Here is a 12,848-nt window from a genome sequence, read left to right as displayed (position 1 = left end):
CTGTCCACTTGAATGCCGCTCGCAAGTGGCGTATCAACAGCACACGCTACCCGCGAATCGAGTGCGCTCCATGTCCCAGGATTTCTACTTCATGTTGATGCCGGGTTTCTCGGCCATCGGTTTCATCTCGGCGATCGAGCCGTTGCGGGTCGCCAATCGCTTTCGCGGCGAGCTGTATCGCTGGCATGTGTTGAGTGCGGATGGCGGGGCGGTGCTGGCCAGCAATGGCATGTCGGTCAACGCCGATGCAGCGTTGGAACCGCTGAAGAAAGGCGCGACGTTGTTGGTGGTCGCCGGTTTTGAACCGCTGAAATTCGCCACGCCAGCGCTGGAGCACTGGCTGCGCCGACTGGACAACGAAGGCGTGACCCTCGGCGCCATCGACACCGGCAGCTTCGTCCTCGCCGAAGCCGGCTTACTTGATGGGCATCGTCTGACCCTGCACTGGGAAGCCATCGACGCCTTCAAGGAATCTTATCCACAGCTCAGCGTTACCCAGGAGCTGTTCGAAATTGACCGCCGGCGCATCACCTCAGCCGGTGGCACGGCTTCCATCGACCTGATGCTCGACCTCATCGCCCAGGCCCACGGCCCGGAACTGGCGATACAGGTCAGCGAACAATTCGTGCTCGGCCGCATCCGCCCGCGCAAAGACCACCAGCGCATGGAAGTCGCCACGCGCTATGGCATCAGCAACAAGAAGCTCGTTCACGTGATCGGCGAGATGGAACAGCACAGCGAACCGCCGCTGACCACGCTGGAGCTGGCGGAGTCGATCAAGGTGACACGGCGGCAGTTGGAGCGATTGTTCAGGCTGCATTTGAACGACACACCGAGCAATTTCTACCTGCGGTTAAGGCTGGAGAAGGCGCGGCAGTTGCTGCGGCAGACCGATATGAGTGTGCTGGAAGTGAGCATTGCGTGCGGGTTTGAATCGCCGTCGTACTTCACCCGCAGTTATCGGGCGAAGTTTGAGCGGTGTCCGCGGGAAGACCGCCGGCAAACCCAAAAGGCCTGACACATGCCCTTGTAGGAGCCGGCTTGCCGGCGATAGCGGCCTCAGGTATACGTGGATCTTTAGGGCTCATCGCCGGCAAGCCGGCTCCTACAGGGGGGGCGGGACGTTTACTTTTTCATCAGTGCCGAACAGGCGGCTTTGTAAGCCTCATGCTGATATTTGTTCAGCGTCCCCGGCAGCTCAAAATCAAACTTCTTGTTCTGCGCATTGATCGTCTGTGGCGACAGCAACGTCACCTCGCAACTCTCCAGCAACTGAAAAACGCCTTCGATCTTGAACGTGGTCGGCCCACCGGCGAATTCGCCTTTCTTGCTGCGCTTCTTGATCGCGATCCGGTCGATTGAATTCTCACGGACAAACGACGCCACCTGAGCGGCAAAGACTTTGACGTTGGCGGCTTCGTCGTCATCGTCGAGGGCGATTTTCTTGGTGTTCAGCGCGACGTGGCTCAGTACCTGATCGTCGAGGGAGGCCACGGCGATGATCGCTTCGCTGCCTTTGATTTCGATGCCGCAGATTTTCATTTCGATCCCTTTCACAAATGGTTGTGTGCAGCCTACAGCTCAAGTTGACTGGCCGTGATGCCAAAAGCCGCGGCAATTCTCTCGCGAGTGGCCTTGCGAGGCTTCGCGACGGTCTCTTGCTGGGCAAAAGCCGGTTGAGAAATGCCCATACGTTTGGCCACTTCATCCTGTGTAAGGTTCAAGTGTTCGCGCCAGGCACGAATCGGTGTTGCACCATCGACGATGCGACTGACCACTTCGTGGGGGATCAGGTCGGGCTCGATTTTTTGCGCCACGTACTGCGCGTAAGGAATAACCACGAACGCGGGGTTTCCGTCTGCGTCATTGATAATTTGAACGTCAGTAGGTGCGTTCATCTCGTTTTTTGACCTCTTGAATACTGACCACTTTGATTGCGCCATCCCACTTGAAGTCGATAGGCATAGTCATGACCGATGAGCGCTTTGACATTGCCTGTATCAGGCATGCCTGTCAGCGCCGCGACGGCATCACGAACCTGGATCTGGTGAACGGAATGCAATTTCAAAAGCTGCTTAACGGCCTTTCGAGTCCAGTGAATGCTGTTCATGGGAGAATATAAGTCTTTTATAAGATTTGCGAATCTTTACTTATATTTTCACGTCGGCCAATTAACGAAGCATGTCGGGATGTTGCCCGACTAACAGGGTCTGCTCCGAGGTGCAGGGAGCGCTGTAGGCGTGGTCAGCCACGCCTGTGGGAAACATCATTTCTTGAGAGGTGAAAGCTGGCGGTGGTGCCTGTAGCCGACAAACTGAAAACATCACTCCTGCCCAATCGACTCCAAAAACTCCGACCGCTCATCACTCATCCGCGCCACGCAATCGTTCTGCGCAATGGTGAATGCCTTGCTGCCGCTGGTCGCCGGAAACGCTTCGACTGTGCAATCCGCATCCCGGGTCTTCAGCCATTGCTGCTGGGCGGCCTTGAGTTTGGCGGTGATGTCGGCCAGTTGTGTCGGGTTCTTGCCGTAGAGCGTTTGCATGCGCTCGGTCAGGCTCTGGTAGTTGTCTTTGAGCAGGTCTTCGGCGGTGGTTCGGCTGTAGACCGAGCATTCCAGGGTCTGGACTTCGTTTTCGACCGCATCGCAGGGGTTGATGTCGGACTCTTCAGCCGCCTGTACGCCGGTCGCTATCAGTGCCATTGCCAGTAAGATCGATTTCATTGCGCCTCAGCCCCTTTTTTGGCCCAAATTCCGTAATGCGGCGAATTCTGGCCCATGCGCAAGCCCTTGAACAGGTGGCCCGCGACGTTCAACGACGACCCTTTGTCGCAGATTGACGCTTTCGGCAAACCCCCTGTCGTTTTTGCACCCGGCTGCACCGGTACTCAGGCATATGCTGGCCCCAAAGCGCCGGCACACGATTCGGCGCATGAATCGCTAATAGGGGACAGCCTGATGAGCCCAGCCGAATTGCACGCCGACAGCATCGTTATCGACGGGCTGATTATTGCCAAGTGGAACCGCGAGCTGTTTGAAGACATGCGCAAGGGCGGTCTGACCGCGGCCAACTGCACCGTGTCGGTGTGGGAGGGCTTTCAGGCCACCGTCAACAACATCGCCGCCAGCCAGAAGCTGATCCGCGAGAACAGCGACCTGGTGATTCCGGTTCGCACCACCGCCGACATCCGTAAAGCCAAGGAGCAGGGCAAGACCGGCATCCTGTTCGGCTTCCAGAATGCTCACGCGTTTGAAGACCAGATCGGCTATGTCGAGGTGTTCAAGCAGCTCGGCGTCGGTATTGTGCAGATGTGCTACAACACCCAGAACCTGGTCGGCACCGGTTGCTACGAGCGCGATGGCGGCCTGTCGGGCTTCGGTCGCGAAATCGTTGCCGAGATGAACCGCGTCGGGGTCATGTGCGACCTGTCCCACGTCGGTTCCAAGACTTCCGAAGAAGTCATCCTCGAATCGAAGAAACCGGTCTGCTACTCCCATTGCCTGCCGTCGGGTCTGAAAATTCACCCGCGCAACAAATCCGATGAAGAACTGAAGTTCATCGCCGACCACGGCGGTTTCGTCGGCGTGACCATGTTCGCGCCGTTCCTCGCCAAGGGCATCGATTCGACCATCGACGACTACGCCGAAGCCATCGAATACACCATGAACATCGTCGGCGAAGACGCCATCGGCATCGGCACCGACTTCACCCAGGGCCATGGCCAGGACTTCTTCGAATACCTGACCCATGACAAGGGCTACGCCCGCCGTCTGACCAGCTTCGGCAAGATCATCAACCCGCTGGGCATCCGCACCGTCGGCGAGTTCCCGAACCTGACCGAAACCCTGCTCAAGCGCGGCCATTCCGAGCGCGTGGTCCGCAAGATCATGGGCGAGAACTGGGTCAACGTCTTGAAAGATGTCTGGGGCGAATAAGCCGCCGCACCTCTGAATTCTTTCCCCCGGCCATCCGTGCCGGGGGCAACACCAAAATTTTTCTGGAGTTAAGTTTCCATGGCCAAGATCGCCCCGCAATTGCCTATCGAAGTCGACAGCGAAACCGGTGTCTGGACCTCCGACGCCCTGCCGATGCTGTACGTGCCGCGTCATTTCTTCGTCAACAACCACATGGGCATCGAGGAAGTGCTGGGCGCCGACGCCTACGCCGAAATTCTCTACAAGGCCGGCTACAAGTCCGCCTGGCACTGGTGTGAAAAAGAAGCTGAATGCCACGGCCTGGAAGGCGTCGCGGTGTTCGAGCACTACATGAAGCGCCTGTCGCAACGCGGCTGGGGCCTGTTCAAGATCCAGGACATCGACCTCGACAAAGGCACCGCCAGCGTCAAGCTCGAACACTCCGCTTTCGTCTACGTGTACGGCAAGGTCGGGCGCAAGGTCGACTACATGTTCACTGGCTGGTTTGCCGGTGCCATGGACCAGATTCTGCAAGCCCGCGGCAGCAAGATTCGCACCGTTGCCGAACAAGTCTACGGTGGCTCCGAAGAAGGCCACGACGACGGTTTGTTCACCGTCAAGCCGTTGTAAGTCGAGGAACCCGCCATGGCTTTCGAAGCAATGTTCCAGCCGATCCAGATCGGCAAACTGACCATCCGTAACCGCGTGCTCAGCACCGCGCATGCCGAGGTCTACGCGACCGACGGCGGCATGACCACCGATCGGTACGTCAAGTATTACGAAGAGAAAGCCAAGGGCGGGATCGGCCTGGCGATTTGCGGCGGTTCCTCCGTGGTGGCTATCGACAGCCCGCAGGAGTGGTGGAGTTCGGTGAACCTGTCCACCGACCGCATTATTCCGCACTTCCAGAATCTGGCCGACGCCATGCACAAGCACGGCGCCAAGATCATGATTCAGATTACCCACATGGGCCGGCGTTCGCGCTGGGACGGTTTCAACTGGCCGACGCTGATGTCGCCGTCCGGTATCCGTGAACCGGTGCACCGCGCCACCTGCAAAACCATCGAGCCGGAAGAAATCTGGCGGGTGATCGGCAACTACGCCCAAGCGGCCCGCCGTGCCAAGGCCGGTGGCCTGGACGGTGTCGAGCTGTCGGCCGTGCACCAGCACATGATCGACCAGTTCTGGAGCCCGCGGGTCAACAAACGTACCGACGAATGGGGCGGCAGCTTCGAAGGTCGCATGAAGTTCGGCCTGGAAGTGTTGAAAGCTGTGCGCGCCGAGGTCGGTGACGATTTCTGCGTGGGCATGCGTATCTGTGGTGACGAATTCCACCCGGACGGCCTGTCCCACGAGGACATGAAGCAGATTGCCAAGTATTACGACGACACCGGCATGCTCGATTTCCTCGGCGTCGTGGGCTCGGGTTGCGACACTCACAACACCCTGGCCAACGTGATTCCGAACATGAGTTACCCGCCGGAGCCGTTCCTGCACCTGGCGGCCGGCATCAAGGAAGTGGTCAAGGTTCCGGTGCTGCACGCACAGAACATCAAGGACCCGAACCAGGCGACCCGCATTCTGGAGGGCGGTTACGTCGACATGGTCGGCATGACTCGCGCGCACATCGCTGACCCGCACCTGATCGCCAAGATCAAGATGGGCCAGATCGACCAGATCAAACAATGCGTCGGCGCGAACTACTGCATCGACCGTCAGTATCAAGGCCTGGATGTGTTGTGCATCCAGAACGCGGCGACCTCCCGTGAATACATGGGCCTGCCGCACATCATCGAAAAAACCACCGGCGTGAAACGCAAGGTGGTGGTGGTCGGGGCCGGTCCTGCCGGGATGGAAGCCGCCCGCGTGGCCGCCGAACGTGGCCACGACGTGACCCTGTTCGAGAAAAAGGAATTCATTGGCGGGCAGATCACCACGGCGTCGAAAGCGCCGCAGCGTGACCAGATCGCCGGTATCACCCGCTGGTATCAGCTGGAACTGGCACGGTTGAAAGTCGACCTGCGCCTGGGCACTGCGGCTGATGCACCGACCATCATGGACCTGCGTCCGGATGTGGTGGTGCTGGCGGTTGGCGGTCATCCGTTCCTTGAGCAGAACGAACACTGGGGCGCGGCTGAAGGCCTGGTGGTCAGCAGCTGGGACGTGCTCGACGGCAAGGTCGCGCCGGGCAAGAACGTGCTGGTCTACGACACTATTTGCGAGTTCACCGGGATGTCGACTGCCGACTTCCTCGCCGACAAGGGCAGCCAGGTCGAGATCGTCACCGACGACATCAAGCCGGGCGTCGCGATTGGCGGTACGTCGTTCCCGACTTACTACCGCAGCATGTACCCGAAAGAAGTGATCATGACCGGGGACATGATGCTGGAGAAGGTCTACCGCGAAGGCGACAAGCTGGTGGCGGTGCTGGAAAACGAATACACCGGCGCCAAAGAGGAGCGGGTGGTCGACCAGGTGGTCGTGGAAAACGGCGTGCGCCCGGACGAAGAAATCTACTACGCGCTGAAGGACGGCTCGCGTAACAAAGGCCAGATCGACGTCGAAGCCTTGTTCGCGATCAAGCCGCAGCCATGCCTTGAGCAGAGCGGTGACGGCTACCTGCTGTTCCGCATCGGCGACTGCGTGGCCCAGCGTAACGTGCACGCGGCGATCTACGACGCGCTGCGGCTGTGCAAGGATTTCTAAGAGCTTGTGGATAACCCTGTAGGAGCGAGGCTTGCCCGCGAAGGCGTCCTGACATTCAACAATGTTGTCGGCTGACCCATCGCATTCGCGGGCAAGCCTCGCTCCTACAGGGAATCGGGCAAGGCATCCAGGTAGTTTGGCCTGCAAGACCCTGCGGTCTTTGGGAGCTCCACCATGTTGAACACCCTTCTTCCAATCCTGTTGTTCGCTGCCCTGGGCCTTGCTGTCCTCGGCGCGTTGCGGCGGGTGGCCATGTGGCGCCGGGGCCGAGCCTCCAAGGTCGACCTGATCGGTGGCCTTTTCGCCATGCCCAAGCGCTACATGGTCGATTTGCACCACGTCGTCGCGCGGGACAAATACATCGCCAACACCCACGTGGCCACGGCCGGTGGTGCGGTGGCGTCCATCGTGCTGGCGATTCTGGTGCACGGTTTCGGCCTGCATAACCGCATCCTCGGTTACGCGCTGTTGTTGATGACAGTGGTGATGTTCGTCGGTGCGATCTTTGTGTACCTGCGTCGTCGCAACCCGCCGGCTCGCCTGTCCAAAGGGCCGTGGATGCGCCTGCCGAAAAGCTTGTTGGCGTTCTCGGCGAGCTTCTTCCTGTTGACTCTGCCGGTCGCCGGCATCCTTCCGGAGAATTTTGGCGGTTGGGTGGTGGCAGCGATCCTCGGCATCGGCGTGCTGTGGGGCGTTTCGGAATTGTTCTTCGGCATGACCTGGGGCGGGCCGATGAAGCACGCCTTCGCCGGTGCGCTGCACCTGGCCTGGCACCGTCGCGCCGAGCGTTTTGGCGGCGGTCGTTCCACCGGTTTGAAACCGCTGGACCTGAACGATCCAAACGCACCGCTGGGCGTGGAAAAACCCAAGGATTTCACCTGGAACCAACTGCTCGGTTTCGATGCCTGTGTGCAATGCGGTAAATGTGAAGCCGCGTGCCCGGCGTTCGCCGCCGGCCAGCCGCTGAACCCGAAAAAGCTGATTCAGGACATGGTCGTCGGCCTTGCCGGCGGCACCGATGCCAAGTTCGCCGGCAGCCCCTATCCGGGCAAAGCCATCGGCGAACACGCGGGCAATCCGCATCAACCGATCGTCAACGGTCTGGTGGACGCCGAGACCCTGTGGTCCTGCACCACCTGCCGTGCCTGTGTCGAGGAATGCCCGATGATGATCGAGCACGTCGATGCCATCGTCGACATGCGTCGCCATCTGACCCTGGAAAAAGGCGCGACCCCGAACAAGGGCGCCGAAGTCCTGGAAAACCTGATTGCCACCGACAACCCTGGCGGTTTCGCACCGGGTGGGCGGATGAACTGGGCGGCGGATTTGAACCTCAATCTGCTCAGCGAGAAAAAATCCACCGACGTGCTGTTCTGGGTCGGCGACGGCGCCTTCGACATGCGCAACCAGCGCACCTTGCGTGCCTTCGTCAAAGTGCTGAAAGCGGCCAAGGTCGACTTCGCGGTACTCGGCCTCGAAGAACGCGACAGCGGTGACGTGGCCCGACGTCTGGGCGACGAAGCGACCTTCCAGTTGCTGGCCAAACGCAACATCCAGACCCTGGCCAAGTACAGCTTCAACCGCATCGTCACCTGCGACCCGCACAGTTTCCACGTGCTGAAAAATGAGTACGGCGCCTTCGACGGCAACTACCTGGTGCAGCACCACAGCACCTACATGGCCGAAATCATCGACGCCGGCGCGCTCAATCTCGGCCAGCACAAAGGCAGCAGCGTGACCTATCACGACCCGTGCTACCTCGGTCGCTACAACGGCGAATACGAGGCGCCGCGAGAAGTGCTGCGCGCCCTCGGGATTGAAGTGAAAGAGATGCAACGCTCCGGTTTCCGTTCACGCTGCTGCGGCGGCGGTGGCGGCGCGCCGATCACCGACATTCCGGGCAAGCAGCGGATCCCCGACATGCGCATGGAAGACATCCGCGAAACCGGCGCCGAACTGGTGGCCGTGGGTTGTCCACAATGCACCGCGATGCTCGAAGGCGTGGTCGAACCACGTCCGTTGATCAAGGACATCGCCGAGCTGGTGGCGGACGCATTGCTTGAAGACGCAGCGCCAAGCAAACCGTCCACACCGGCCCAACGTGAACCTGCGGAGGCCCACTGATGAGCGACATTATCCGCCGCGACCCCCGCGCCGAATGGATTGCCCGTAACCGCCTGCACCCGCTGCACGCGGCCATGCAGCCGGCGCAACACAGCTGGATGGGGCCGAACGGCGTCATCCGCAAGAACCCGCATGGCATCGGTTTTATCGGTCCCAATGGCATCAAGCGCATCGACCGCAGCGGCGCGCAGCAGGGCGGGGCGACCAAACGCTCGGCGGCTGTTGAAGTGCAATTGCCGCTGCATCAAGTGCCAGCACCTGCGTTTTACATCAGCGTGGTGCCGGACATGGTCGGTGGCCGCTTGAGCAGCCACGACAAGGATTTGCTCGGCCTGGCTCACCAGTTGGCCGGCAAGGACGGCGCGGTGTTGGCCGTGGTCTTCGGCGAACACAAGGAAAACGCCTTTACCACCGCCGGCGTCGATCGCTTGCTGGTACTCGAAGGCGACGAATTCAGTGGTTATGCACCGGAGCAACGTGTCCAGGGCCTGCGGGCTGTGGATAACCAGTTCAGCCCGCGTCACTGGCTGCTGCCGGACAGCCGCAGCGGTGGCGGCGAACTCGGTCGGCGCTTTGCCGCTGCACTGGGCGAACGCCCGGCCACGCGGGTCTGGCAGGTCAAGGATCAGGAATGCATCGGCCGCGCTGGCGCCGGGTTGCAAGACCTTGCGCGTCCGGTCGCACGCTTGATTCTGGCCGCCGCCGAATGCGCCGAGCCGGTCAGCGAAACCCGTCATGAAGCCTTGCCGGTGGAGTTATCCACAACCGTGGCACGCAGCCTGTCGAGGATCGAGGATCTGGGCGCTGTGGCCGTGGACCCGGCGGCAATTCCGATGGCCGAAGCAGAGTTCATCTTCTCCGGCGGCAACGGCGTCAAGGACTGGGGACTTTTCCACAGGACTGCCGAAGCGCTCGGCGCCACCGAAGGCGCATCCCGTGTGGCGGTGGACGATGGCTTCATGGCCCGTGACCGTCAGGTCGGCGCGTCCGGCACGTGGGTCACCGCGAGGGTCTACGTGGCGGTGGGGATTTCCGGGGCGATCCAGCACCTGCAAGGCATCGGTGCCTGCGACAAGGTGGTGGCGATCAACCTTGACCCAGGTTGCGACATGATCAAACGGGCCGACCTGTCGGTGATCGGCGAGAGCGCCGAGATTCTTCAAGCCTTGATCGATGCGATAGCGGCTTATCGCGACGACGCCAAGCGCGATGCGGCTTAAGGGAAGGAAAGGGTTATGAGCACGAAAATCATCAGCCTGGTGTCCATCGGCGCCCACCCGACCTCCGGCCGGCCACGTCGCGCGGAGCAGGATGCGCGGGCGGTGGAACTGGGTCTGCAACTGGCTGGGGATAACCTGCAAGTGCTGCATGCCGGCGACGTCGCGGAGCCTGCGCTGCGCGCCTATCTGGGCATGGGCCTGGAACAACTGCACGTGCTGGAGCAACCATCCGGTGCCGATGCCTTGCCGGCGTTGACCGCCTATTTGCGCGATGCCGGAGCACAAGTCGTGCTGACTGGCAGCCAGGCAGAAACCGGCGAAGGCTCAGGCATGCTGCCGTTCCTGCTGGCGGAAAACCTCGGCTGGCCGCTGGTGGTCGGGCTGGCTCAGGTGGAATCCATCGATGGCAGTTCGGCGCTTGTCCTTCAAGCGTTGCCCCGTGGTCAGCGCCGTCGTTTGAAGGTGCGGCTGCCGTTCCTGGCGACTGTGGATAACGCAGCGCCGAAGCCTCGTCAGAGCGCGTATGGCCCGGCCCGGCGTGGTGTGTTGCAGGCGGATGAAGTCGAAGTGGTCGAGGATGAGTTGCTGGCCGTATCGACGCTGCAACCGGCCAAGCCTCGGCCTAAACGCTTGAAAGTGATCAAAGCCAAAAGCGGCGCGGACCGGATGAAAGCGGCGACGGCCAAGGCCAGTGGCGGCGGCGGGCAGGTGCTCAAAGGCGTCACGGCGCAAGCGGGTGCCGAAGCGATTCTCAAATTGCTGATCGAAGAAGGCGTGGTCCGCTAACCGCAAATCTGCACAGAACTAATGTAGGAGTGAGCCTGCTCGCGATAGCGGTGTATCAGTTGACATCTATTCAGCTGATCCACCGCTATCGCGAGCAGGCTCACTCCTACAAGGGACAAAATAATGATCGTCAAATTTCGTTCGGCCTTGCGCAGCGACGCGCGGGAAATTGCCCGTTTGTTCCAGATTTCCTCAGAGGGCGCTTCGGATTACATCTGGAGCCAAATCGCCGAACCCGGCCAGGACCTGTTGGACGTCGGCGCCCTGCGTTACGCCCGTGACGACGTGGATTTCTCCTACCAGAACTGCCTCATCGCCGAGGCTGACGGCCACGTCATCGGCATGATGCACAGCTATGTGATGCGCCACGATCCACTGGCCGAGCCCACCACCGACCCGGTGCTGGCGCCGTATGCCGACATGGAAATCCCCGACACGCTCTACATCTCCAGCCTCGCGTTGCATGAAGGCTGGCGCAACCAGGGCCTTGGCAAGCAGTTCCTCGCCCACGCTCACGAACGTGCCCGCCAGTTGGGGCTCAAGGGCTTGAGCCTGATCGACTACGCCGTCAACACCGGCGCCCGTCGTTTCTATGAGCGGCATGGTTTCCGCATCGTCGATACCTGCCAGATCACGCCACACCCGATGATTCGGGTGACCGGCGACGCTTACCTCATGCAGTGGCCCTAGTGAGCTACATTTCTTAATGAGCGGCCCGAGGCGGCAGCAGCGCTGATTCATAAAACTCGTTTTCAGGAATGGGTTGCCGATGAGCACGGTCAGTCGGCGTGAGACATGTCTGATCTGTGGCGTGATGCTGGTTGTGATGGCTGCGGCCGCTGAAACCCGCCAGGGCGATCCGGATTTCTATCAATGGATCGACTCTGCGCAGGGGCGGAACGCTTCCCTGGCGCAAATGAAGCGACATTGCGATCAGGTGTTGGCGCCTGATAAAAACCTCAATTGTTCAGTCACCGTTCTCGCCAGAATGTTCGAGACCAAGGCCGCCAATCAGCTGCCCGACTACTACCTGGCAATCAAGCGGCGCCATGCTCAAGCCATCGCCAATGACCCTGAACTCCAACAGTTGTTCTCCATGTTCGGCAGCGAATCGATCGCGACCTTGCGTCAGGTCGCCGATTTCTCGCTGACAAGATCACCGCGACGCGAAGTGCTGCCGATTCATCCTTCCCCAGACGATGGCCACGAGACGAATGAGGTGCTGCCGTACCTCGATGTAAGAGCCGCCAACGGTGTTTCGGCGCGGTTCATTCTTGACACGGGCGCCCCGCAAACCCGGGTCAACAGCGAAACCGCGAAGCAGATGGGCATCAAGCTGCTGACCGACTCTGATTACGGCTACAGCACCTTCTACGGCGAGCGGGACCTGGCGGCCAAGCTCGGAATCCTTGAGTCCCTGAAGATCGGTGCAAGCGAGTTCAGGAACGTCCTGGTGTTTGTCAGTGATCGGGATAACTTATTGGGGCTCGATCTGATCGGTAAGCTGGGACGATTGAACATTACGAAAAAGACGCTGGAGATCAACGCTGCGGCGCCCACACGATGTGATTCGCCAGTCACCTTCGTCCGTATCGACATCAATCAACGATTGACCCTTGCTGCGCGGCTGGATCGGCGTGCGACCGTGGCGATTATCGACACCGGCAATGTGGATTACCTGACATCGGCCTCGCCCGGCACTTCACCTGTTCATGTCATCGATAAGCCGCACCACCAGATCTTCAAGGGCGAGTTGAGCTTGTCCGGACGTACCCGTCTGATCGCCTACAAGTACTACCCGGACTTTACGATCCCGCCGTCGATGCTGCTTGGGCAGTACGTACCGTCGATTTTGCTCGGATGGCGTGCATTCAATGATTACGAGTTGAATCTGGATATTGCTTCGGGCTTGTCCTGTTTCAACAGGGTTTGATCACGGTTACCCACAATCCCTGTTAGCGCTTCTGTGGATAACGTGTTCGCCCATCGCTGCACGCCATACAAATCAAGCCCTTCAAGCCTTCGTACAAAAAACAACCAGCCTAAGTTACGGTTTTTTCGGGCTTTTTCCAGAGGATAAGTCTGTTCGTTCGCCA

Annotated in this window: 12 protein-coding genes and 1 pseudogene; 9 read left to right on the top strand and 4 right to left on the bottom strand. The window is 60.2% G+C overall.

Features of this window, described 5'->3' with window-relative positions:
• Positions 1-70 precede the first annotated feature (70 nt).
• A complete protein-coding gene (locus KGB24_RS09380) occupies positions 71-1,018 on the top strand; it encodes a GlxA family transcriptional regulator (protein ID WP_008033255.1) in 948 nt (315 codons plus the stop codon).
• 107 nt (positions 1,019-1,125) lie between these two features.
• Here KGB24_RS09380 and KGB24_RS09375 read toward each other — a convergent pair whose 3' ends face one another.
• From KGB24_RS09375 to KGB24_RS09360, 4 genes and pseudogenes are all read right to left on the bottom strand, one after another.
• Positions 1,126-1,542 (bottom strand): DUF3010 family protein, encoded by a 417-nt coding sequence (locus tag KGB24_RS09375; protein WP_214379365.1) that lies wholly within the window; start codon positions 1,540-1,542, stop codon positions 1,126-1,128.
• 32 nt (positions 1,543-1,574) lie between these two features.
• Positions 1,575-1,898, bottom strand: a complete 324-nt coding sequence (locus KGB24_RS09370) for a helix-turn-helix domain-containing protein (RefSeq protein ID WP_008033253.1) — start codon at positions 1,896-1,898, stop codon at positions 1,575-1,577.
• A pseudogene (locus KGB24_RS09365) lies at positions 1,882-2,110 on the bottom strand (type II toxin-antitoxin system RelE/ParE family toxin). Before KGB24_RS09365 ends, KGB24_RS09370 begins: the two are co-directional and overlap by 17 nt.
• 213 nt (positions 2,111-2,323) lie before the next feature.
• Positions 2,324-2,725 carry a lysozyme inhibitor LprI family protein gene (locus KGB24_RS09360; RefSeq protein WP_223413619.1) on the bottom strand — a complete coding sequence of 134 codons (402 nt, stop codon included), beginning with the start codon at positions 2,723-2,725 and terminating at the stop codon, positions 2,324-2,326.
• Positions 2,726-2,959: 234 nt separating this feature from the next.
• Between KGB24_RS09360 and KGB24_RS09355 the strand changes: the two genes are divergently transcribed.
• From KGB24_RS09355 to KGB24_RS09320, 8 genes are all read left to right on the top strand, one after another.
• Positions 2,960-3,937 carry a dipeptidase gene (locus KGB24_RS09355; RefSeq protein WP_008033250.1) on the top strand — a complete coding sequence of 326 codons (978 nt, stop codon included), beginning with the start codon at positions 2,960-2,962 and terminating at the stop codon, positions 3,935-3,937.
• A gap of 78 nt (positions 3,938-4,015) precedes the next feature.
• Positions 4,016-4,546 carry a DUF5943 domain-containing protein gene (locus tag KGB24_RS09350; RefSeq protein ID WP_008033249.1) on the top strand — a complete coding sequence of 177 codons (531 nt, stop codon included), beginning with the start codon at positions 4,016-4,018 and terminating at the stop codon, positions 4,544-4,546.
• A 15-nt stretch (positions 4,547-4,561) separates the two neighbouring features.
• A complete protein-coding gene (dgcA, locus tag KGB24_RS09345) occupies positions 4,562-6,622 on the top strand; it encodes a dimethylglycine demethylation protein DgcA (RefSeq protein WP_008033247.1) in 2,061 nt (686 codons plus the stop codon).
• A gap of 174 nt (positions 6,623-6,796) precedes the next feature.
• Positions 6,797-8,746, top strand: coding sequence for a dimethylglycine demethylation protein DgcB (dgcB, locus tag KGB24_RS09340; RefSeq protein ID WP_008033245.1), 1,950 nt, complete (start codon positions 6,797-6,799; stop codon positions 8,744-8,746).
• A complete protein-coding gene (locus KGB24_RS09335) occupies positions 8,746-9,966 on the top strand; it encodes an electron transfer flavoprotein subunit alpha/FixB family protein (RefSeq protein WP_223413620.1) in 1,221 nt (406 codons plus the stop codon). Before dgcB ends, KGB24_RS09335 begins: the two co-directional genes overlap by 1 nt.
• A 15-nt stretch (positions 9,967-9,981) precedes the next feature.
• A complete protein-coding gene (locus tag KGB24_RS09330) occupies positions 9,982-10,752 on the top strand; it encodes an electron transfer flavoprotein subunit beta (RefSeq protein ID WP_223413621.1) in 771 nt (256 codons plus the stop codon).
• Positions 10,753-10,875: 123 nt separating this feature from the next.
• A complete protein-coding gene (locus tag KGB24_RS09325; RefSeq protein ID WP_223413622.1) occupies positions 10,876-11,442 on the top strand; it encodes a GNAT family N-acetyltransferase in 567 nt (188 codons plus the stop codon).
• Positions 11,443-11,521: 79 nt separating this feature from the next.
• Positions 11,522-12,685, top strand: coding sequence for a retropepsin-like aspartic protease (locus KGB24_RS09320; RefSeq protein WP_223413623.1), 1,164 nt, complete (start codon positions 11,522-11,524; stop codon positions 12,683-12,685).
• Positions 12,686-12,848 lie beyond the last annotated feature (163 nt).

The sequence above is a fragment of the Pseudomonas sp. BF-RE-25 genome (assembly GCF_019956105.1).
Classification (GTDB): Bacteria; Pseudomonadota; Gammaproteobacteria; order Pseudomonadales; family Pseudomonadaceae; genus Aquipseudomonas; species Aquipseudomonas migulae.
Note: the sequence above shows the minus strand (reverse complement) of the source record. Positions and strands in the feature narration are given on the sequence as shown.

Excerpts from the sequence above, each read along its gene's own strand:
- KGB24_RS09380 (WP_008033255.1), top strand. The coding sequence starts at position 71 with ATGTCCCAGGATTTCTACTTCATGTTGATGCCGGGTTTCTCGGCCATC.
- KGB24_RS09375 (WP_214379365.1), bottom strand. The coding sequence starts at position 1,542 with ATGAAAATCTGCGGCATCGAAATCAAAGGCAGCGAAGCGATCATCGCC.
- KGB24_RS09370 (WP_008033253.1), bottom strand. The coding sequence starts at position 1,898 with ATGAACGCACCTACTGACGTTCAAATTATCAATGACGCAGACGGAAAC.
- KGB24_RS09360 (WP_223413619.1), bottom strand. The coding sequence starts at position 2,725 with ATGAAATCGATCTTACTGGCAATGGCACTGATAGCGACCGGCGTACAG.
- KGB24_RS09355 (WP_008033250.1), top strand. The coding sequence starts at position 2,960 with ATGAGCCCAGCCGAATTGCACGCCGACAGCATCGTTATCGACGGGCTG.
- KGB24_RS09350 (WP_008033249.1), top strand. The coding sequence starts at position 4,016 with ATGGCCAAGATCGCCCCGCAATTGCCTATCGAAGTCGACAGCGAAACC.
- dgcA (WP_008033247.1), top strand. The coding sequence starts at position 4,562 with ATGGCTTTCGAAGCAATGTTCCAGCCGATCCAGATCGGCAAACTGACC.
- dgcB (WP_008033245.1), top strand. The coding sequence starts at position 6,797 with ATGTTGAACACCCTTCTTCCAATCCTGTTGTTCGCTGCCCTGGGCCTT.
- KGB24_RS09335 (WP_223413620.1), top strand. The coding sequence starts at position 8,746 with ATGAGCGACATTATCCGCCGCGACCCCCGCGCCGAATGGATTGCCCGT.
- KGB24_RS09330 (WP_223413621.1), top strand. The coding sequence starts at position 9,982 with ATGAGCACGAAAATCATCAGCCTGGTGTCCATCGGCGCCCACCCGACC.
- KGB24_RS09325 (WP_223413622.1), top strand. The coding sequence starts at position 10,876 with ATGATCGTCAAATTTCGTTCGGCCTTGCGCAGCGACGCGCGGGAAATT.
- KGB24_RS09320 (WP_223413623.1), top strand. The coding sequence starts at position 11,522 with ATGAGCACGGTCAGTCGGCGTGAGACATGTCTGATCTGTGGCGTGATG.